General features: G+C 63.9%; 11 protein-coding genes, 3 rRNA genes and 2 pseudogenes. 10 read left to right on the forward strand and 6 right to left on the reverse strand.

All coding sequences use genetic code 11. The features are described from left to right. Positions 1-35: 35 nt before the first annotated feature. The 4 genes from murA (at position 36) to rrf (ending at position 6,777) form a co-directional block, all read left to right on the forward strand. Positions 36-1,289, forward strand: a complete 1,254-nt coding sequence (gene murA / locus B8W69_RS06375; RefSeq protein ID WP_007773898.1) for a UDP-N-acetylglucosamine 1-carboxyvinyltransferase — start codon at positions 36-38, stop codon at positions 1,287-1,289. Between the two features lie 370 nt (positions 1,290-1,659). Next, positions 1,660-3,190: ribosomal RNA gene (locus B8W69_RS06380) — 16S ribosomal RNA — on the forward strand. Positions 3,191-3,473: 283 nt separating this feature from the next. Further along, positions 3,474-6,583, forward strand: a 23S ribosomal RNA gene (locus tag B8W69_RS06385). A gap of 81 nt (positions 6,584-6,664) precedes the next feature. Further along, positions 6,665-6,777, forward strand: a 5S ribosomal RNA gene (gene rrf, locus B8W69_RS06390). The 16S, 23S and 5S rRNA genes sit together here, the layout of an rRNA operon. A 46-nt stretch (positions 6,778-6,823) precedes the next feature. Here the strand turns inward: rrf and B8W69_RS06395 are convergent. Both B8W69_RS06395 and B8W69_RS06400 read right to left on the reverse strand, forming a co-directional pair. Continuing rightward, positions 6,824-7,315 (reverse strand): methylated-DNA--[protein]-cysteine S-methyltransferase, encoded by a 492-nt coding sequence (locus B8W69_RS06395; RefSeq protein WP_085289070.1) that lies wholly within the window; start codon positions 7,313-7,315, stop codon positions 6,824-6,826. Beyond that, positions 7,312-8,799, reverse strand: a complete 1,488-nt coding sequence (locus tag B8W69_RS06400; RefSeq protein WP_085289071.1) for a DNA-3-methyladenine glycosylase 2 family protein — start codon at positions 8,797-8,799, stop codon at positions 7,312-7,314. Before B8W69_RS06400 ends, B8W69_RS06395 begins: the two co-directional genes overlap by 4 nt. Positions 8,800-9,033: 234 nt before the next feature. Here B8W69_RS06400 and B8W69_RS31950 point away from each other — a divergent pair. Both B8W69_RS31950 and B8W69_RS06410 read left to right on the forward strand, forming a co-directional pair. After that, a pseudogene (locus tag B8W69_RS31950) lies at positions 9,034-10,097 on the forward strand (GGDEF domain-containing protein). Positions 10,098-10,115: 18 nt separating this feature from the next. Continuing rightward, positions 10,116-10,445 (forward strand): annotated as a pseudogene (locus B8W69_RS06410) (MFS transporter); the annotation flags it as partial. A gap of 503 nt (positions 10,446-10,948) precedes the next feature. Here the strand turns inward: B8W69_RS06410 and B8W69_RS06420 are convergent. Next, complete coding sequence (locus B8W69_RS06420; RefSeq protein WP_085289072.1) at positions 10,949-12,568, reverse strand: adenylate/guanylate cyclase domain-containing protein; 1,620 nt, start codon at positions 12,566-12,568, stop codon at positions 10,949-10,951. Positions 12,569-12,613: 45 nt separating this feature from the next. Between B8W69_RS06420 and nucS the strand changes: the two genes are divergently transcribed. Together nucS and B8W69_RS06430 are read left to right on the forward strand one after the other, a co-directional pair. Next, positions 12,614-13,285, forward strand: coding sequence for an endonuclease NucS (gene nucS, locus B8W69_RS06425; RefSeq protein ID WP_085289073.1), 672 nt, complete (start codon positions 12,614-12,616; stop codon positions 13,283-13,285). 23 nt (positions 13,286-13,308) lie between these two features. Next, on the forward strand, positions 13,309-13,617 hold the full coding sequence (locus tag B8W69_RS06430) for an Rv1322 family protein (RefSeq protein WP_085289074.1): 309 nt from the start codon (positions 13,309-13,311) through the stop codon (positions 13,615-13,617). 10 nt (positions 13,618-13,627) lie between these two features. Here the strand turns inward: B8W69_RS06430 and mce are convergent, their stop codons facing one another. Then, positions 13,628-14,092, reverse strand: coding sequence for a methylmalonyl-CoA epimerase (gene mce, locus B8W69_RS06435; RefSeq protein ID WP_281255215.1), 465 nt, complete (start codon positions 14,090-14,092; stop codon positions 13,628-13,630). An 81-nt stretch (positions 14,093-14,173) separates the two neighbouring features. Between mce and B8W69_RS06440 the strand changes: the two genes are divergently transcribed. Next, entirely contained in the window at positions 14,174-15,355 is a 1,182-nt protein-coding gene (locus B8W69_RS06440; RefSeq protein WP_085289076.1) for an acetyl-CoA C-acetyltransferase, read from the forward strand. A gap of 182 nt (positions 15,356-15,537) precedes the next feature. Next, positions 15,538-16,452 carry a tetratricopeptide repeat protein gene (locus tag B8W69_RS06445; protein WP_085289077.1) on the forward strand — a complete coding sequence of 305 codons (915 nt, stop codon included), beginning with the start codon at positions 15,538-15,540 and terminating at the stop codon, positions 16,450-16,452. A gap of 7 nt (positions 16,453-16,459) precedes the next feature. Here B8W69_RS06445 and glgB read toward each other — a convergent pair whose 3' ends face one another. Both glgB and B8W69_RS06455 read right to left on the reverse strand, forming a co-directional pair. Further along, complete coding sequence (glgB, locus tag B8W69_RS06450; RefSeq protein ID WP_085289209.1) at positions 16,460-18,655, reverse strand: 1,4-alpha-glucan branching protein GlgB; 2,196 nt, start codon at positions 18,653-18,655, stop codon at positions 16,460-16,462. A gap of 23 nt (positions 18,656-18,678) precedes the next feature. Further along, on the reverse strand, positions 18,679-20,772 hold the full coding sequence (locus B8W69_RS06455; RefSeq protein ID WP_220084546.1) for an alpha-1,4-glucan--maltose-1-phosphate maltosyltransferase: 2,094 nt from the start codon (positions 20,770-20,772) through the stop codon (positions 18,679-18,681). Between the last annotated feature and the right edge of the window lie 69 nt (positions 20,773-20,841).

The raw sequence follows: 20,841 nt of genomic DNA on the forward strand, positions 1-20,841 counted from the left end.
TGACAAGCCGATACCGCTTCACTAGACTGACGCGGGTGGCTGAGCGATTCGTGGTGACCGGCGGCAACCGCTTGTCAGGCGAAGTCGCTGTAGGGGGCGCAAAGAACAGCGTGCTCAAGCTGATGGCCGCGACGCTGTTGGCCGAAGGCACCAGCACGATCACCAACTGCCCCGACATCCTGGACGTGCCGCTGATGGCGGAGGTGCTGCGCGGCCTGGGTGCGACCGTCGAACTGGACGGCGACGTCGCACGAATCACCTCTCCGGATGAGCCGAAGTACGACGCCGACTTCGCCGCGGTGCGACAGTTCCGCGCGTCGGTGTGTGTGCTGGGACCGCTGGTCGGGCGATGCAAGCGCGCCCGTGTCGCGCTGCCGGGCGGCGACGCGATCGGATCGCGCCCGCTCGATATGCATCAGGCCGGACTGCGCCAACTCGGTGCGCAGTGCAACATCGAGCACGGATGCGTGGTGGCCCAAGCCGATACGTTGCGCGGCGCGGAGATTCAGCTGGAGTTCCCCTCGGTGGGAGCCACCGAGAACATCCTGATGGCCGCGGTCGTGGCCGAGGGCGTGACCACCATCCACAACGCGGCGCGCGAGCCCGACGTCGTGGATCTGTGCACGATGCTGAACCAGATGGGCGCGCAGATCGAGGGCGCGGGTTCGCCGACGATGACCATCACCGGCGTCCCCAAGCTGCACCCGACCGAGCACCGAGTCATCGGGGATCGCATCGTCGCCGCCACCTGGGGGATCGCCGCTGCGATAACCCGCGGAGACATCACGGTGACGGGCATTGACCCGGCGCACCTGCAGGTGGTGCTGCACAAGCTGCACGACGCCGGCGCCACCGTCACCCAAACCGACGACAGCTTCCGGGTGGCGCAATACGAACGACCGAAGGCCGTGAACGTGGCGACCCTGCCGTTCCCCGGATTCCCGACGGACCTGCAGCCGATGGCGATCGCGCTGGCTTCGATCGCCGACGGCACGTCGATGATCACCGAGAACGTATTCGAGGCGCGCTTTCGATTCGTCGAAGAAATGATCCGCCTTGGCGCCGACGCCCGAACCGACGGGCATCACGCCGTCGTTCGGGGGTTGCCGCAATTGTCGAGCGCACCGGTGTGGTGTTCGGACATTCGGGCCGGCGCCGGCCTGGTGTTGGCCGGACTTGTCGCCGACGGAGACACCGAGGTCCACGACGTCTTCCACATCGATCGCGGCTACCCGTTGTTCGTGGAAAACCTGGCGATTTTGGGAGCGGAGATCGAGCGGGTACAGTAACCAAAGTCAGTGCCCCACAAGCGCGGTCACCAACGCGAAGGTGGACGAGAGCGGGGCCCTTGACTCCCTCGCTGGATTGGTACTAACCTGGCACGGCTGCTCCTGAGACGGTCTCTAGAAGATCAAAATTGGGAGTTGACTTACCTGCCGGATCTGTATTAAGCTGGCAGGGTTGCCCCAAAACGGGCGAAACAAGTGTTGTTTGAGAACTCAATAGTGTGTTTGGTCTTTTTATTTGTTGTTGTTTTTTGGCCATACCTAAACACTCCCCGTGTGTCGGTATGGCCGTATTTTGATGCCAGTTTTTGGTGTCTTTTTGTTAGGTCAGATTTTCTCTGATTTGAATTCACCTCGTCCTGCGAGGAGTTTTTGTTTGGAGAGTTTGATCCTGGCTCAGGACGAACGCTGGCGGCGTGCTTAACACATGCAAGTCGAACGGAAAGGCCTCTTCGGAGGTACTCGAGTGGCGAACGGGTGAGTAACACGTGGGCAATCTGCCCTGCACTTCGGGATAAGCCTGGGAAACTGGGTCTAATACCGGATAGGACCTTTAGACGCATGTCTTTTGGTGGAAAGCTTTTGCGGTGTGGGATGGGCCCGCGGCCTATCAGCTTGTTGGTGGGGTGACGGCCTACCAAGGCGACGACGGGTAGCCGGCCTGAGAGGGTGTCCGGCCACACTGGGACTGAGATACGGCCCAGACTCCTACGGGAGGCAGCAGTGGGGAATATTGCACAATGGGCGCAAGCCTGATGCAGCGACGCCGCGTGGGGGATGACGGCCTTCGGGTTGTAAACCTCTTTCACCATCGACGAAGGTTCGGGTTTTCTCGGATTGACGGTAGGTGGAGAAGAAGCACCGGCCAACTACGTGCCAGCAGCCGCGGTAATACGTAGGGTGCGAGCGTTGTCCGGAATTACTGGGCGTAAAGAGCTCGTAGGTGGTTTGTCGCGTTGTTCGTGAAATCTCACGGCTTAACTGTGAGCGTGCGGGCGATACGGGCAGACTAGAGTACTGCAGGGGAGACTGGAATTCCTGGTGTAGCGGTGGAATGCGCAGATATCAGGAGGAACACCGGTGGCGAAGGCGGGTCTCTGGGCAGTAACTGACGCTGAGGAGCGAAAGCGTGGGGAGCGAACAGGATTAGATACCCTGGTAGTCCACGCCGTAAACGGTGGGTACTAGGTGTGGGTTTCCTTCCTTGGGATCCGTGCCGTAGCTAACGCATTAAGTACCCCGCCTGGGGAGTACGGCCGCAAGGCTAAAACTCAAAGGAATTGACGGGGGCCCGCACAAGCGGCGGAGCATGTGGATTAATTCGATGCAACGCGAAGAACCTTACCTGGGTTTGACATGCACAGGACGCGTCTAGAGATAGGCGTTCCCTTGTGGCCTGTGTGCAGGTGGTGCATGGCTGTCGTCAGCTCGTGTCGTGAGATGTTGGGTTAAGTCCCGCAACGAGCGCAACCCTTGTCTCATGTTGCCAGCGGGTAATGCCGGGGACTCGTGAGAGACTGCCGGGGTCAACTCGGAGGAAGGTGGGGATGACGTCAAGTCATCATGCCCCTTATGTCCAGGGCTTCACACATGCTACAATGGCCGGTACAAAGGGCTGCGATGCCGCAAGGTTAAGCGAATCCTTTTAAAGCCGGTCTCAGTTCGGATTGGGGTCTGCAACTCGACCCCATGAAGTCGGAGTCGCTAGTAATCGCAGATCAGCAACGCTGCGGTGAATACGTTCCCGGGCCTTGTACACACCGCCCGTCACGTCATGAAAGTCGGTAACACCCGAAGCCAGTGGCCTAACCTTTTGGAGGGAGCTGTCGAAGGTGGGATCGGCGATTGGGACGAAGTCGTAACAAGGTAGCCGTACCGGAAGGTGCGGCTGGATCACCTCCTTTCTAAGGAGCACCACGAAAAGCACTTCAATTGGTGGAGTGCGAGCCGTGAGGGGTTCTCGTCTGTAGTGGACGAAAACCGGGTGCACAACAGCAAATAATTGCCAGACACACTATTGGGCCCTGAGACAACACTCGGTCGAACCGTGTGGAGTCCCTCCATCTTGGTGGTGGGGTGTGGTGTTTGAGTATTGGATAGTGGTTGCGAGCATCTAGATGAACGCGTGGTCCTTCGTGGCCGGCGTGTTCATCGAAATGTGTAATTTCTTCTTTGGTTTTTGTGTGTAAGTAAGTGTTTAAGGGCGCATGGTGGATGCCTTGGCATCGAGAGCCGATGAAGGACGTGGGAGGCTGCGATATGCCTCGGGGAGCTGTCAACCGAGCATTGATCCGAGGATTTCCGAATGGGGAAACCCAGCACGAGTGATGTCGTGTTACCCGTATCTGAATATATAGGGTGCGGGAGGTAACGCGGGGAAGTGAAACATCTCAGTACCCGTAGGAGAAGAAAACAATTGTGATTCCGTCAGTAGTGGCGAGCGAACGCGGAACAGGCTAAACCGCACGCATGTATAACCGGGTAGGGGTTGTGTGCGCGGTGTTGTGGGATTGATATGTCTCAGCTCTACCTGGCTGAGGGGTAGTCAGAAAGTGTCGTGGTTAGCAGAAATGGCCTGGGATGGCCTGCCGTAGACGGTGAGAGCCCGGTACGCGAAAACCCGTCACCTACCTTGTATCAACTCCCGAGTAGCAGCGGGCCCGTGGAATCTGCTGTGAATCTGCCGGGACCACCCGGTAAGCCTAAATACTTCTCGATGACCGATAGCGGATTAGTACCGTGAGGGAATGGTGAAAAGTACCCCGGGAGGGGAGTGAAATAGTACCTGAAACCGTGTGCCTACAATCCGTCAAAGCCTCTTCGTGGGGTGATGGCGTGCCTTTTGAAGAATGAGCCTGCGAGTCAGGGACACGTCGCGAGGTTAACCCGTGCGGGGTAGCCGCAGCGAAAGCGAGTCTGAATAGGGCGCATCCCCTTTGGGGTGTAGTGGCGTGTTCTGGACCCGAAGCGGAGTGATCTACCCATGGCCAGGGTGAAGCGCGGGTAAGACCGCGTGGAGGCCCGAACCCACTTAGGTTGAAGACTGAGGGGATGAGCTGTGGGTAGGGGTGAAAGGCCAATCAAACTCCGTGATAGCTGGTTCTCCCCGAAATGCATTTAGGTGCAGCGTTGCGTGGTTCACCACGGAGGTAGAGCTACTGGATGGCCGATGGGCCCTACTAGGTTACTGACGTCAGCCAAACTCCGAATGCCGTGGTGTAAAGCGTGGCAGTGAGACGGCGGGGGATAAGCTCCGTACGTCGAAAGGGAAACAGCCCAGATCGCCGGCTAAGGCCCCTAAGCGTGTGCTAAGTGGAAAAGGATGTGTAGTCGCAGAGACAACCAGGAGGTTGGCTTAGAAGCAGCCACCCTTGAAAGAGTGCGTAATAGCTCACTGGTCAAGTGATTATGCGCCGATAATGTAGCGGGGCTCAAGCACACCGCCGAAGCCGCGGCACATTCACCGTACGGTGAATGTGGGTAGGGGAGCGTCCCTCATTCAGCGAAGCCATCGGGTGACCGGTGGTGGAGGATGGGGGAGTGAGAATGCAGGCATGAGTAGCGATAAGGCAAGTGAGAACCTTGCCCGCCGTAAGACCAAGGGTTCCTGGGCCAGGCCAGTCCGCCCAGGGTGAGTCGGGACCTAAGGCGAGGCCGACAGGCGTAGTCGATGGACAACGGGTTGATATTCCCGTACCCGTGTATAGGCGTCCCTGATGAATCAGCGGTACTAACCACCCAAAACCGGATCGACCATTCCCCTTCGGGGGTATGGAGTTTCGGGGCTGCGTGGGACCTTCGCTGGTAGTAGTCAAGCGATGGGGTGACGCAGGAAGGTAGCCGTACCAGTCAGTGGTAATACTGGGGCAAGCCTGTAGGGAGAGCGATAGGTAAATCCGTCGCTCATTAATCCCGAGAGGTGATGCATAGCCGATTGAGGCGAATTCGGTGATCCTCTGCTGCCAAGAAAAGCCTCTAGCGAGCACATACACGGCCCGTACCCCAAACCAACACAGGTGGTCAGGTAGAGAATACCAAGGCGTACGAGATAACTATGGTTAAGGAACTCGGCAAAATGCCCCCGTAACTTCGGGAGAAGGGGGGCCGGAATACCGTGAACACCCTTGCGGTGGGAGCGGGATTCGGCCGCAGAAACCAGTGGGTAGCGACTGTTTACTAAAAACACAGGTCCGTGCGAAGTCGCAAGACGATGTATACGGACTGACGCCTGCCCGGTGCTGGAAGGTTAAGAGGACCCGTTAACCGTAAGGTGAAGCGGAGAATTTAAGCCCCAGTAAACGGCGGTGGTAACTATAACCATCCTAAGGTAGCGAAATTCCTTGTCGGGTAAGTTCCGACCTGCACGAATGGCGTAACGACTTCCCAACTGTCTCAACCATAGACTCGGCGAAATTGCACTACGAGTAAAGATGCTCGTTACGCGCGGCAGGACGAAAAGACCCCGGGACCTTCACTACAACTTGGTATTGGTGTTCGGTACGGTTTGTGTAGGATAGGTGGGAGACTGTGAAGTACAGACGCCAGTTTGTATGGAGTCGTTGTTGAAATACCACTCTGATCGTATTGGACACCTAACGTCGAACCCTTATCGGGTTCACGGACAGTGCCTGGCGGGTAGTTTAACTGGGGCGGTTGCCTCCTAAAATGTAACGGAGGCGCCCAAAGGTTCCCTCAACCTGGACGGCAATCAGGTGTTGAGTGTAAGTGCACAAGGGAGCTTGACTGCGAGACTTACAAGTCAAGCAGGGACGAAAGTCGGGACTAGTGATCCGGCACCTCTGAGTGGAAGGGGTGTCGCTCAACGGATAAAAGGTACCCCGGGGATAACAGGCTGATCTTCCCCAAGAGTCCATATCGACGGGATGGTTTGGCACCTCGATGTCGGCTCGTCGCATCCTGGGGCTGGAGCAGGTCCCAAGGGTTGGGCTGTTCGCCCATTAAAGCGGCACGCGAGCTGGGTTTAGAACGTCGTGAGACAGTTCGGTCTCTATCCGCCGCGCGCGTCAGAAACTTGAGGAAACCTGTCCCTAGTACGAGAGGACCGGGACGGACGAACCTCTGGTATACCAGTTGTCCCACCAGGGGCACGGCTGGATAGCCACGTTCGGACAGGATAACCGCTGAAAGCATCTAAGCGGGAAACCTTCTCCAAGATCAGGTTTCTCACCCTTTTAGAGGGATAAGGCCCCCCGCAGACTACGGGTTCGATAGGCCAGACCTGGAAGCCCAGTAATGGGTGCAGGGAACTGGCACTAACCGGCCGAAAACTTACCAACACACAATCGCAACCACAGTCCAATTCACGGCAGTAATGCCGCGGAATGCCACACCCCCCACCAAACAAATTTAAATAGAGTTACGGCGGCCACAGCGACAGGGAAACGCCCGGTCCCATTCCGAACCCGGAAGCTAAGCCTGTCAGCGCCGATGATACTGCCCATACGGGTGGAAAAGTAGGACACCGCCGAACATACACAAAAACACCCCCGGCAACGGGGGTGTTTTTGCATTTGCAATTAATCGAATAGTGTCAAATTCTCCCGTTGTTTTTCCAACTCGAGCAATGTGCGCTTTCGGCCGAGCCCACCGCCGAAGCCGGTGAGACTTCCATTGGCCCCGATGACGCGATGGCAGGGAACGACGATCGCGATCGGGTTGTGGCCGTTGGCCCACCCGACGGCGCGGGCGGCGCCCGGCGCTGCGATCTGCTCGGCGATTTCGCCGTACGAGCGGGTTTCGCCGTACGGAATGGTCAGCAGCGCCCGCCATACTCGGCGCTGAAATTCGGTGCCTCCCAGGTCGAGCTCGACATCGAAATCCGTCAGCTCGCCGGCGAAATACGCGCCGAGTTGTTCGACGGCTTCGCCGAACGCCCGCGGGTTCGGCGACCAACCGGTGCGGCTCGGTTCGTAGGTCTGGTCGACCATTCGGAGATTCGTCAGCACCGAGCCGTGACCGGCCAGGGTCAGCAGCCCGATCGGGCTGTCGATGGTGCGGTACTCGGTCATGCGACCTCCTGTGGCGGCCAATGGTTTACCGGATGCTCGAGGGTGGTCCAAAGGTATTGGGTGGCGTAGGAACGCCAAGGCCGCCACTGCGCACTGCGCGCGATGAGAGAGCGCTCGTCGGACGGGAAGCCCAGCTGTTCGGCGGCTAGGCGCAGGCCCAGATCGGTGGCGGGGAACGCGTCGGGATCGCCAAGGCCGCGCATTGCGATCACCTCCGCGGTCCAGGGGCCCACGCCGGGCAAGGCGAGTAATTGCATTCGGGCACTTTCCCAGTCGCAGCCGGCGCTCAGCACGACACTGCCGTCGGCGAGGCCGGCGACCAGAGCGCTCAGCGTCCGTTGCCGGGACTTGGGTACCGCCAAATGGATGGGGTCGATGACCGCGAGCTGCTCAACGGACGGGAAGGTGTGCGTCAGAGTTCCGTCGGGATCGTTGATCGGCTGCCCATAGGCGGCGACCAGGCGGCCGGCGTGGGTGCTCGCTGCCTTGGTGGACACCTGCTGGCCCAGCACCGCGCGCACCGCGAGTTCGGCTTCATCGACGGTGCGGGGAATTCGCTGCCCCGGCGCCTTGGCCACGACGGCGCAGAACTCCGCGTCCCCACCCAGCGCCTCGTCGACCGCTTCCGGATCGGCATCGAGGTCCAGCAGCCGACGGCAGCGCGCGATAGCCGTTGTCAGATCACGGAAGTCGTCGAGCACGAGCACACACCGGACGTGATCGACAGCGGGGGTCAGGCTGACGATCGCGTTGCCGAACGGGAGGCGCAGGCTGCGCCGGTACGCGCCGTCGCGGACCTCCTCGCAACCGGGCACCGTGCCCGCCGCCAGGTGACCGAACACGCCGGCATAGGCGAACGGCGTGCGCACCGGGAGTCGAAGACACACGGTGCCAGGTGAATTCGGGGCCGATGCGGAACGTGTCGCCGCGCATTGGCGCAGCGCGCTCGGCGTGTTCTCGAATACCGAGCGAACGGTGTCGTTGAACTGGCGGATGCTGGCAAAGCCGGCGGCGAATGCGACGTCGCCGAATGGCAGATCCGTGGTCTCAATCAACACCCGGGCGGTCTGTGCCCGTTGCGCGCGGGCCAGTGCGAGTGGGCCGGCGCCGACTTCGGCCTGTAACAGCCGCTCCAGCTGCCGGGTCGTGTAACCGAGGCGGGCGGCCAGGCCACCGACACCTTCACGATCCACGGTCCCGTCGGCGATCAGGCGCATCGTTCGCGCCACGACGTCGCCGCGCACATTCCATTCCGGGGATCCCGGGCTTGCGTCGGGGCGGCACCGCTTGCAGGCTCGAAAACCGGCCCGCTGAGCGGCGGCCGCGGTCGGGTAGAACCGCACGTTACGGGCGAACGGTGGCCGCACCGGACAGCTGGGCCGGCAGTAGATGCGGGTGGTCAGCACCGCGGTGACGAACCAGCCGTCAAACCGCGCGTCCTTGGACTGGACGGCGCGGTAGCAGCGTTCGAAGTCGTCGTGCACGGTTCCAGACTTACACCTGTCCACCGACAAAACTGGCGGAAAAGCGACATCGTCGTGGGAAGGGACTGAGGCGAGGAATCGGCCATGGCGGGGGCTCGCCATCCGGCGCGGATTTCTCGTCGATTCCAGATTTTTACCGCGCTCAATAGTATTAACTGTGATCCGGCTCGCAGACTCTGGTGGTGTGACTCGACGGGGTGAGCGAGTTCGGGGAAAGGCGAACGAACGACGTGGCTGGCGACGTGGTGGAGCCAAGACGACCATTTCGACTGGCTGACAGGCTATTTGCAGGCCCACGGGCTCAGCACCGCCAGCCGCAGGGTTCTGGCCGTGGTGGCGGCCTCCCTGGTGCTGGTGCCGGTCAACGTGTTGTACGGACCCGTCCCGATGTATCCGCTTGTGGCCCTGACGGTTTCGGTCGTCGCCGCAATCCTGGGCCTGGGCATGGCGGCGCTGTGGTTGAGCGGGTGGCCCACCCGGCGGCAGTCCGTTTTCTACATCATGACCGGCGCCGTATCCATCGGCGGCGGTTGCCTGTGGCAACCCCAGCCGCTCGTCGGGCTGATGGCGTGTTCGGCGATGGCGGTGACGGGTGGCTACATCGCGTTCTTCCACACGCCCAGGCTCATGGCAGGGACTTCTTCATGGCCTGCGCGATCGCGGCCTGGCAATCGGTGCGCCTGGCCGCTACCGGACAAGCGGTGCTGGCCTTCACCGGTTACTTCCTGGTGCTGGAACTCAACGTGGTCGTCCCGCTCGCCATCCAGGTCGTGGTGCGCGCACTGTGGCTCGACCTCCTACGCGCCAACCGCGACCCACTGACGGGGCTGCTGAATCGGAGGGCCTGCGACCGGGCGATCGTGGGCCGGATGCTCGCCGGCGCCCATCACATGCATCTGGCGGTGGCCATGGTTGATCTGGACCGCTTCAAAGAGCTCAACGACACCCGCGGGCACGCTGCCGGCGATGAGGCGCTCATCGCGGTGGCGGGCACCCTGACCACTGCATGCGGCGAGACCTCCGTCGTCGGACGCGTCGGCGGGGAGGAATTCCTGGTCGCTGACATCGTGACGACCGAACAGCTGCTGTCCTGGGGCCGACAGCTCTGTGACGCCGTGGCCGCGGTGAACGCGGCCGTGACCGCCAGCGTCGGAATCGCCACCCTGGCGCTGGGCAGCGTCGTCTCGGAATATGCCGAGCACGCGTTTCACCAGCTGGTCGCCCACGCCGACACCGCGATGTACGAAGCTAAGCGGTGTGGGGGTAACCGGACCCGCCACCACGAGATGGCCGTCTGAGCCGAAACGGCGCCGGTTCTGCTGGTCGCCGCGTTGCCGATCACCGTGACCGGCCTGCTGCTCACCGTCCCGCATGCACTGGTCGTGATCGTCATCGGTGTGGGCGTGTTCACCGGTGGATTCTTTGCCGCGCACACCGTTGCCAGTGGCTGGGTGGGCGCGGTGGCGTGCCGGGATCGCGCCGAGGCGTCCGCGCTGTACCTGATCAGTTGCTACCAGGGCGCGTCGGTGGCCGGCGCGCTCGGAGGTCTCGTCTTCGGCGTTGGCGGCTGGCCGGCGACGGCGTGGTTCGTCGGCGGGCTGCTTGTGGCCGGCTCGTTGCTCGTCGCACTATTGGTGCGGGAGAACGGATCCCGCACCAATAGCTTCGCCGGATCGATGCCACCGCTCAGTGACTCACCCGGTGCACTAGCCCCGGAATCAGCCGGGAGGCGTCCCCACGCACACGCCGCCGGCACATGCACCCGCGCCGCCCGGGCCGGCGGAAGCCCCAGCGCCCGGCACGCCCGCGCTGGCCCCACCGGGTCCGGCACCGGCGCCCGATCCGCCCGGGCCGGCGGTGGTGGCGCCACCCGGTCCGACATCGGGACCGCCACCCGGACCGCCGGGTGCCGGTGCCGCCGGCGCGGTGGTCGTGACGCTCGCCGGCGTCGTGACGGTGGTCGTGACGGTCGAAGTGCTGGGGCTCTTGTTGTTGTTGCTCGAGCATCCCGCGGACAACGAACTCAGGGCGATCGCCACGGCGATTCCCGCGGCGACCGAAACACGGCGGGCGGTCCCACTACCGGTCATGTCAAAGCCAATCTCTGAGGGGTCAAGTTCTTTGCAGCTGTACCCATTTCGACTCGAGATCAATCATTCAGCGGGTCGACCGGCGACGCCAGCCGGGTGGGACGCTCGTGCCCGCGCAGGGTCACGGTGTCGCCCAAAGACCAACGCGCCCGCTCGTTTTCACTTGCACGCTCGATGGCGTCGGCCGTCGCGAGCAGCCGGCTCGAGTGCGACTTGGCCAGCTCGCACAGTCGGGCCGCCTCGTTGACCGGTTCACCGATCACCGTGTACTCGAAACGCTCCCTGGCGCCGACGTTTCCGGCGACGGCTTGACCAGCCGCCACACCGATGCCGGCCGAGAGCTCGGACATTTCATTGGCCAGTCGGTCGGTAATGCAGCGGGCGGCGGCCAGCGCCTCGTCCTCCGGAGAATCTAGACGGTTCGGCGCGCCGAAGATGGCCAGCGACGCATCGCCTTCGAACTTGTTGACCAGTCCGTGATGTCGATCCACTTCCTCGACGACGATGGCGAAGAACTGGTTGAGCACACTGACGACTTCGGCCGGGGGTTTGTTGGTCACCAACTGCGTGGACCCGACGATGTCGATGAATACGACGGCCACATGGCGTTCCTCGCCACCCAGCTTCGGCATCTCGCGTTCGGCGGCCAGCGCCACCTCGCGGCCGACATGGCGGCCGAACAGATCCCGTACCCGTTCGCGCTCCCGCAGGCCGTCGACCATGGCGTTGAAACCGCGTTGCAGTTCACCGAGTTCGGTGCCGTCGAATACCACCAAGTCGCCGCGCAGGTCGCCCTTCTCGACTCGCTGAAGCGCCGCCCGGACCACTCGCACCGGTGTCGCCGTCAGCCAGGCCAGGATCCACATCAGGATGCACCCGAAAATCAGTGCGGCCGACGACACGATCAGCACACCGACGGCGAACTGGGTTTCGGTGAGATTGTTCAGCCATATCTCGAAAAACGCCAGGAGCGCGATGCCGATGACGGGAACACCCGAACCGAGAAACCACACCGTCATGGTTCGGCCCATGATCCCGGACGCCAGGCGCTTGGGCGGCGGGCCCGCCTCGAGCGCCTGGGCCGCCACCGGACGCAATGCGAACTCGGCGAGCAGATAACTGCCGGTGGCCACCAGAACACCGCAAAAGCTCACTCCGACCAGGAAACGTGGGATGAAGATCGTGTTGACCTGGCCGTAGAGCACCGTGAAAAACACCGCTCCGGTTCCCCACAAGACGAGGTCGACCAAGGCGATCCGCCACGGGGCGATGAACGTGTTGCGCTCGTCCTCCGGAGTCGGAGTGCGCTCCTCGATCGCCCAGCGCAACGCGAGGACAGTTCTGCGGGTGATCCAAAAGGTGCCCAGCGTCAGCGCCAGGACGATGTAGGCCGGAGCGGCCCCGAAGGTGATCCACGCCGGGGCGTCATCGAAAATGCTCGGTGCCGGGATGGCGACTGTCACCAACACCAGCCCCGCGCCGATCCCGAGCAGGTTCGCTCCCAGGACCAGAACGGTCATGATGATCTGGATGCGTACCCGGCGACGACCTTGGCTCTCCGATACCCGGCCGAGCAGCAGGGAGCCGTATGCGGGCGTCGCCGGCAGACGGCCGCTCTGACGGGTGACCCGCTCGAGCACCCGGCCTATTCGCTGTGCCACGGAACGGTCGGCCGACATGGTGGCGTCAGCCTATGTCGTCGGCCACGCTCTAAGGTGAATCGGGTGCGCCTAGTGATCGCTCAATGCACCGTTGACTATGTCGGCCGGCTCACCGCGCATCTGCCCTCCGCCCGCAGGTTGCTGCTGTTTAAGGCCGATGGATCGGTCAGTGTGCACGCCGACGACCGCGCCTACAAGCCGCTGAACTGGATGAGCCCACCGTGCTGGCTGACCGAGGAGGCCGGTGCTCAGGCCCCGGTGTGGGTGGTCGAGAACAAGGCCGGCGAACAGCTGCGCATCACCGTCGAGGAGATCGAACACGACTCCAGCCACGAGCTCGGCGTCGATCCCGGGCTGGTCAAGGACGGCGTCGAGGCGCACCTGCAGGCGCTGCTCGCCGAACACGTGCAGCTGCTCGGTGAGGGATACACGCTGGTTCGCCGCGAGTACATGACCGCCATCGGGCCCGTCGACCTGCTCTGCCGTGACGAACGAGGTGGCTCGGTGGCGGTGGAGATCAAGCGCCGCGGCGAGATCGACGGCGTCGAACAGCTCACCCGGTATCTGGAGCTGCTCAACCGCGACACCGTGCTCGCGCCGGTAAAAGGTGTGTTCGCCGCGCAACAGATCAAACCGCAGGCCCGCACGCTGGCCATCGATCGCGGGATCCGTTGTCTGACATTGGATTACGACAAGATGCGCGGGATGGACAGCGACGAATACCGGCTGTTCTGACGGTCCGCCACTAAGCTGATCGCATGGCTCCGCGCCGTATCCCGCCACGCCGGCCGCGGCCCTTGGCACCATCGCCGGCACTGCGCCGGGTGGAGCGCGGGCCCGATGGTCACGAGTACGAAGTCCGGGCGGTCCCGGCGGCCCGCGCGGTCAAGACCTATCGGTGCCCTGGCTGCGATCACGAAATACGTTCCGGCTCAGCACATCTGGTGGTGTGGCCGATCGATTCGACGCTCGCGGGAGGGCCCGGTCAGATCGAGGACCGCCGGCATTGGCATACGCCGTGCTGGACGCACCGCGCTACCCGCGGTCCGACCAGGAAGTGGTCGTGAATTACCGGTCTCAGGCGGCCGGTTCGACGAGTTCGATCAGAACTCCGCCGCCGTCCTTGGGGTGGATGAAGTTGATCCGGGAGTTTGCCGTGCCGCGACGGGGTGCGTCGTAGATCAGGCGCACACCCTGCTCGCGGAGTTGCTCGACCAAGCCGTCGAGGTCACTCACCCGAACGGCCATCTGCTGGATGCCCGGACCGCGCTTGTCGAGGAACTTCGCGATCGTCGAGGACTCGTCGATCGGGGCCATCAACTGGATCTGTGCGGTGCCCGCCGGGGCGCCGCGCACGGCCAGCATGGCTTCGCGGATTCCCTGCTCCTGGTTGACTTCCTCGTGCACCAGGATCATGCCGAGGGTGTCGTGGTACCAGGCGATGGCGGCGTCCAGGTCGGCGACTGCAATGCCGACGTGATCGATCGCCGTCACCAGTGAGGTGGCCAGGATCTGACGGGCGTCAACTTGATCGGTCGTCATCACATAACGGTAACCTGGCGGCAAAGATTGCGCTTCCCCGGGAGGCCGGACCGGCCGTCGGCGCAGGGTTAGGAGATAGTCATGACGACGTCGGTGATCGTTGCTGGAGCACGAACCCCCATCGGCAAGCTGATGGGTTCGCTGAAGGACTTTTCCGCCAGCGATCTGGGGGCCATCGCGATCGCGGGCGCGCTGGAGAAGGCCAACGTGCCGGCCGCCGCGGTCGACTACGTGATCATGGGCCAGGTGCTGACCGCCGGGGCCGGCCAGATGCCGGCGCGCCAGGCGGCCGTCGCGGCCGGCATCGGCTGGGACGTTCCGGCACTGACCATCAACAAGATGTGTCTGTCCGGCATTGACTCCATCGCGCTGGCTGACCAGCTCATTCGCGCCGGGGAGTTCGACGTGGTGGTGGCCGGCGGCCAGGAATCCATGACCAAGGCGCCGCACCTGCTGATGGACAGCCGCTCGGGCTACAAGTACGGGGACGTGACGGTGCTGGACCACATGGCCTACGACGGCCTGCACGACGTGTTCACCGACCAGCCGATGGGCGCGCTCACCGAGCAGCGCAACGACGTCGACAAATTCACCCGGCAAGAGCAGGACGAGTTCGCTGCGCGGTCCCACCAGAAGGCGGCCGCGGCCTGGAAGGACGGCGTCTTCACCGACGAAGTGGTGCCGGTCAACATCCCGCAGCGCAAAGGTGATCCGCTGCAGTTCGCCGAGGACGAGGGCATCCGGGCCAACACCACCGCCGAGTCGCTGGCCGGCCTCAAGCCGGCATTCCGCCGCGACGGCACCATCACCGCCGGTTCGGCCTCCCAGATCTCCGATGGCGCGGCCGCCGTCGTGGTGATGAGCAAGGCCAAGGCGCAGGAAATGGGGCTGACCTGGCTGGCCGAGATCGGCGCGCACGGCGTGGTGGCCGGGCCGGACTCCACCCTGCAGTCGCAGCCGGCGAACGCGATCAAGAAGGCGCTCGGCCGTGAGGGCATCTCCGTCGACCAGCTCGACGTCATCGAGATCAACGAGGCGTTTTCCGCGGTGGCGCTGGCGTCGACGCGCGAACTGGGCGTGAACCCCGACCTCGTCAACGTCAACGGCGGCGCGATCGCCGTCGGGCACCCCATCGGGATGTCGGGGGCGCGGATCACGCTGCATGCCGCCCTGGAGTTGTCGCGACGTGGCTCCGGGTACGCCGTGGCCGCGCTCTGCGGGGCCGGCGGGCAGGGCGACGCCCTGATTCTGCGCGCGGGTTAGGCCCGAGTTCGAGTCTGTCGCCGACGTTGCTGGCGCGGCGCGTCTATGACGAATTGTGATCTTCGTCATATTTGCCGATCATGACCCCTTTCCGTTGCGCTTTGTCGCCGGGCGGAGTCGCCGTCTGAGCGCCGCCGCGACCGGGTGGATGAGTAGCCCATCCGCATGACAAACTTGACGGCGTGACACGTCCGCGACCTTCTATCGGCCCCGCCCTGGCTGGTGCGGTCGACCTCTCCGCTCTCAAGCAGCGGCCCCAGCCCGCGGGCCCTCCCGGAGGGTCCGCGCCGTCGGCGGCCGAGGGTGACGCCGGAATCATCGCGGTCACCGAGGCCAACTTCGAGGCCGAGGTGCTGCTGCGGTCCGAGGAAGTGCCCGTCGTCGTGCTGCTGTGGTCGCCGCGCAGCGACGCGTGTGTCCAGCTGCTCGACACGTTCGCCGGCCTGGCCGCCCAGGACAACGGCAAGTGGTCGTTGACGACGGTCAACGTCGATGTCGCACCCAGGGTCGCGCAGATCTTCGGCGTCGACGCGGTCCCGACCGTGGTGGCGCTGGCCGCCGGTCAGCCGATATCGAGTTTCCAGGGAATGCAGCCGGCTGAGCAGCTGCGCGGCTGGCTGGATCAGATCCTCTCGGCGACCGCCGGAAAGCTCAGGGGCGCAACGGGTTCCGTTGAGCCCGAGGAGGTCGATCCTGAGCTGGCGGCGGCCCGTCAACAGCTGGAAGACGGCGACTTCGAGGCGGCCAAGGTGTCATACCAGTCGATCCTGGACGCCAACCCGGCCAACGCCGAAGCCAAGGGCGCGATTCGCCAGATCGAATTCCTCACGCGCGCAACCGGGCAACGCCCGGACGCCGTCGCCGTCGCCGACGCCGCGCCCGGTGATATCCAAGCCGCCCTGGCGGCGGCCGACGTGCAGATCCTCAATCAGGATGTCGGGGCCGCCTTCGATCGCCTGATTGCCTTGGTGCGCAACACATCCGGGGACGACCGCACTTTGGTGCGCACCCGGCTGGTCGACCTCTTCGAGCTGTTCGATCCGGCCGATCCCGAGGTTGTCGCCGGACGGCGCAACCTCGCCAACGCGCTGTACTGACCCGGCGTTACTCGGGCTCGAGCCACAGCGCCGACGTGGGCGGCAGCACCAGCAGCGCCGAGGCCGGCCGGCCGTGCCACGGGTCCTCGGTGGCGTCCACGCCGCCCATGTTGCCGATCCCCGAACCGTTGTAGGCGGTCGCGTCGGTGTTGAGCACCTCGCGCCAGCGACCGGCCGACGGCAGTCCCAGTCGGTATCCGTCGTGCTCGGCGCCGGCGAAGTTGAACACGCACGCCATCACCGAGCCGTCCTTGCCGTAGCGCAGGAAGCTCAACACGTTGTTGCCCGAGTCGTTGGCGTCGATCCAGGAGTATCCGTCGGGCACGGTGTCCTGGCTCCACAGCGCCGGGTGACTGCGATAGATGTCGTTGATGTCGCGGACCAGGCGCAGGACCCCGTTGGAGAACCCCTGCTCGTCGAGCTGCCACCAATCCAGTCCGCGTTCCTCGGACCACTCGGCACGCTGCCCGAATTCCTGTCCCATGAACAGCAATTGCTTGCCCGGGTGCGCCCACTGGTAGGCGAGCAGGCTGCGCAGACCGGCCGCCTTGACGTGATTGTTGCCCGGCATCCGGCCCCACAGCGTGCCCTTGCCGTGCACCACCTCGTCATGGCTGATCGGCAGCACGTAGTTCTCGCTGAACGCGTAGAGCATCGAGAACGTCATCTCGTGGTGGTGGTAACTGCGATGAATCGGATCGCGGCTGATGTAGTCGAGCGTGTCGTGCATCCAGCCCATGTTCCACTTCATCGAAAAGCCCAGGCCGCCAAGGTTGGTCGGCCGCGTCACCCCGGGCCACGAGGTCGACTCCTCGGCGATGGTGACGATGCCCGGTGCGGTCTTGTGCACCGTCGCGTTCATCTCTTGCAGGAACTGCACCGCCTCCAGGTTCTCCCGGCCGCCGTAGATGTTGGGGGTCCAGCCGCCTTCGGGGCGTGAGTAATCCAGGTAGAGCATCGAGGCGACCGCGTCGACCCGCAGGCCGTCGATGTGGAACTCTTCGAGCCAGAACAGCGCGTTGGCCACCAGGAAGTTACGGACCTCCCGGCGACCGAAGTCGAATACGTAGGTGCCCCAATCGAGTTGCTCTCCGCGCTTCGGGTCGGAGTGCTCGTAGAGCGGCGTGCCGTCGAACCGGCCCAGCGCCCATGCGTCCTTGGGGAAGTGCGCCGGCACCCAGTCCACCAGCACGCCGATGCCGGCCTGGTGCAAGGCGTCGACCAGGGCGCGGAACTCGTCCGGTGTACCGAACCGGGACGTCGGCGCGTAGTACGACGTCACCTGATAGCCCCACGATCCGGCGAACGGGTGCTCGGCGACCGGCAGCAGCTCGACGTGGGTGAAGCCGTGTTCCACCACGTAATCCGTCAGTTCACGGGCCAACTGCCGGTAGTTGAGCCCGGGGCGCCAGGAACCCAGGTGAACCTCGTAGGTGCTCATCGGCTCGAACACCGGGTTGCGCTGCGCGCGTTCGGTCATCCACGCGGCGTCTTCCCAGGTGTACCTGCTGTGCGTGACCCGCGAGGCGGTGTGCGGCGGCACCTCGGTGGCGAACGCCATCGGGTCGGCCCGCTCGGTCACCACGCCGTCGGCGCCGTGCACGCGGAACTTGTACAGCCCGTCAAGGGGGAATCCCGGCCAGAACAGCTCCCAGACACCCGATGACCCCAGGGCCCGCATCGGGGCTTCGCTGCCGGTCCAGCCGTTGAACTCACCGATCAGGTTGATGCCCTTGGCGTTTGGCGCCCACACCGCAAATGACACGCCGGTGACCACACCGTCGGCCGTGGTGAACGAGCGGGGATGTGCGCCAAGGACTTCCCAGAGCCGCTCGTGGCGTCCCTCCCCGAACAGGTGCAGGTCGACCTCGCCCAGCGTCGGCAGGAAGCGGTATGCGTCGGCGACGACGTACGGCTCGGCACCCTCGTAGGTGATCTGCAGCCGGTAGTCGATCAGATTGACGAACGGCAACACGACGCCGAAGAGGCCGGATTCGAGGTGCTGCATCGGAAATCGGTCCTCACCGACCAGCGCGACGACTTCGGCCGCATGCGGCCGGTACGCCCGAATCACCGTGTGACCGCCATATTCGTGGGCGCCCAGAATGCTGTGCGGGTTGTAGTGGGTGCCAGCGACCAGGCGCGACAGGTCGGCCGGATCGGGCGCCAAGTGCGTCCGAGCGAGTTGGTCGGCTTGGCTCATGTCCATTTCACCTCCGGTCCGTTTCATCGCCTGCGTAGCAGTGTCATTCGTGATTCGTGCGGTATGAGTGGCATGTTGATGATGTGTGCGACCGCCTGCCCGGGGTCGAGCCGGACGTAATTGGCCTGGCCCCATTGGAATTCCTGGCCGGTGATCTCGTCGCGCACCCAAAAACGCTCGTAGGGCTCCATACCCAAAGCCTCCATATCTAAAAACAGCGTCGCTTCCTCGACGCCGTACGCGTTGAGCGTCACCACCACCAACACGCAGTCGCCGGTCGCCGGGTCGAACTTGGAGTAGGCGATCAAGGCATCGTTGTCCACGTTGTGGAAATGGATCGTGCGCAGCTGCTCCAGCGCGGGGTGCAGTCGGCGAATTGCGTTGAGCTGGGTGATGAAAGGCTCGAGCGACCGGCCCTCGGCAAGCGCACCGACGAAGTCGCGGGGCCGCAACTCATACTTCTCGGAGTCCAGGTACTCCTCGCTGCCCTCCCGGATCGCGCGATGCTCGAACAATTCGTAGCCGGAATACACGCCCCACGCCGGCCCCATGGTCGCTGCCAGCACCGCGCGGATGGCGAACATCCCGGGCCCGTTGTGCTGCAAGATGGCGTGCAGGATGTCGGGGGTGTTGACGAACAGGTTGGGGCGGCGGAAGTCGGCGAGGTTGGCGATGTCATTGCCGAACTCGGTCAGCTCCCACTTCGCCGTCCGCCAGGTGAAGTAGCTGTAGGACTGGGTGAACCCCAGTTTGGCCAGGCCGTACTGCCGGACCGGCGGCGTGAACGCCTCGGACAGGAACAGCACGTCGGGATCGATGGCCTTGACCGTGGCGATCAGCCAGGCCCAGAAATCCGGCGGCTTGGTGTGCGGGTTGTCGACGCGAAAGAACTTGACGCCGTGGTCCATCCAGTGCCGGACCACCCGAAGCACCTCGTCGTAGAGGCCGGCCGGGTCCTTGTCGAAATTGATCGGATAGATGTCCTGGTATTTCTTCGGCGGGTTTTCCGCGTAAGCGATGGTGCCGTCGGGTAATTCGGTGAACCAGTTGCGATGGTCGCGCGCCCAGGGGTGATCGGGCGCGCACTGCAGCGCCAGGTCCAGCGCCACCTCCATGCCCAGCTCACGCGTCGCGGCGACGAAGGCGTCGAAGTCGTCGATGGTGCCCAGATCCGGGTGCACCGCGTCATGGCCGCCCTCGTCGCTGCCGATCGCCCAGGGGGATCCCACATCTCCGGGGGCGGCGGTCGGAGAGTTGTTGCGGCCCTTGCGATGTACCTTGCCGATCGGGTGGATTGGCGGCAGGTAGACGACGTCGAATCCCATGGCCGCGATGCGCGGAAGCTGTGCGGCGGCCGTGGCGAAGGTGCCGTGCACGGGGTTGCCCTCGGCGTCCCACCCGCCGGTCGAGCGGGGGAACATCTCGTACCAGGAGCCGAACCGGGCCAGTGGCCGGTCCACCCAGACGCCGTACTGCTCGCCGCGGGTGACCAGGTCACGCAATGGGTAGTCCGCCAGGGTTTCCTCGATCCCCGGATCGAGCGCCAGCGCGGTCCGGGTCACCGGGTCGCCGGGCTTGCGCAATGCGGTGGCGGCGGCCAGCAGCGGTTCGCGCAGTGCGCGCGGCACGCCCGTCGCCGCGCGCTCGAACAGCCCCGCACCGACCAGAAGATCGTTGGACAGTTCGGTCTCGCCCTGACCGGCGTCCAATTTGGCGACCACCCCGTGGCGCCACGAGTGAATCGGGTCGCCCCACCCGTCGACCCGAAATGTCCACAACCCGACCTGATCGGGGGTGAACTGACCGTGGAAAACGTAGGGCTCCAGGCCCATGGTCATCGGCAACAGCAGCGGTTTGATCCGTTGCTGGTCCACCTTGCCGTCGCGTTCGGCCACCGGTTTTTCCGGGGCCTGAACCGCCTTGACCCGACGGGTCTCGGCTACCTGCGGATAGCCGGGCCCGAGGTAGCGCACGACCAGGGTCGCCGCGACGGCCTCGTGGCCTTCCCGCCATACCGCGGCGCTGACCGGCACGACCTCGCCAACCACGGCTTTGGCGGGATACTTGCCACAGGAAACGACTGGCTGGACGTTATCGATCTCGACACGACCGGGCACCACCACTCCGTTCCGATTGTGTGCGGCCGATCCCGCGGTGTGCTGCGTGCGGAATGCCGCTCGTCGGGA

The sequence above is a fragment of the Mycolicibacterium vulneris genome, assembly GCF_002104765.1.
GTDB lineage: Bacteria > Actinomycetota > Actinomycetes > Mycobacteriales > Mycobacteriaceae > Mycobacterium > Mycobacterium vulneris.

Coding starts and splice junctions, on each gene's coding strand:
- B8W69_RS06395 (WP_085289070.1), bottom strand. CDS start 7,315: ATGACCGAGTACCGCACCATCGACAGCCCGATCGGGCTGCTGACCCTG.
- B8W69_RS06420 (WP_085289072.1), bottom strand. CDS start 12,568: ATGTCGGCCGACCGTTCCGTGGCACAGCGAATAGGCCGGGTGCTCGAG.
- B8W69_RS06430 (WP_085289074.1), top strand. CDS start 13,309: ATGGCTCCGCGCCGTATCCCGCCACGCCGGCCGCGGCCCTTGGCACCA.
- mce (WP_281255215.1), bottom strand. CDS start 14,092: ATGACGACCGATCAAGTTGACGCCCGTCAGATCCTGGCCACCTCACTG.
- B8W69_RS06440 (WP_085289076.1), top strand. CDS start 14,174: ATGACGACGTCGGTGATCGTTGCTGGAGCACGAACCCCCATCGGCAAG.
- glgB (WP_085289209.1), bottom strand. CDS start 18,655: ATGAGCCAAGCCGACCAACTCGCTCGGACGCACTTGGCGCCCGATCCG.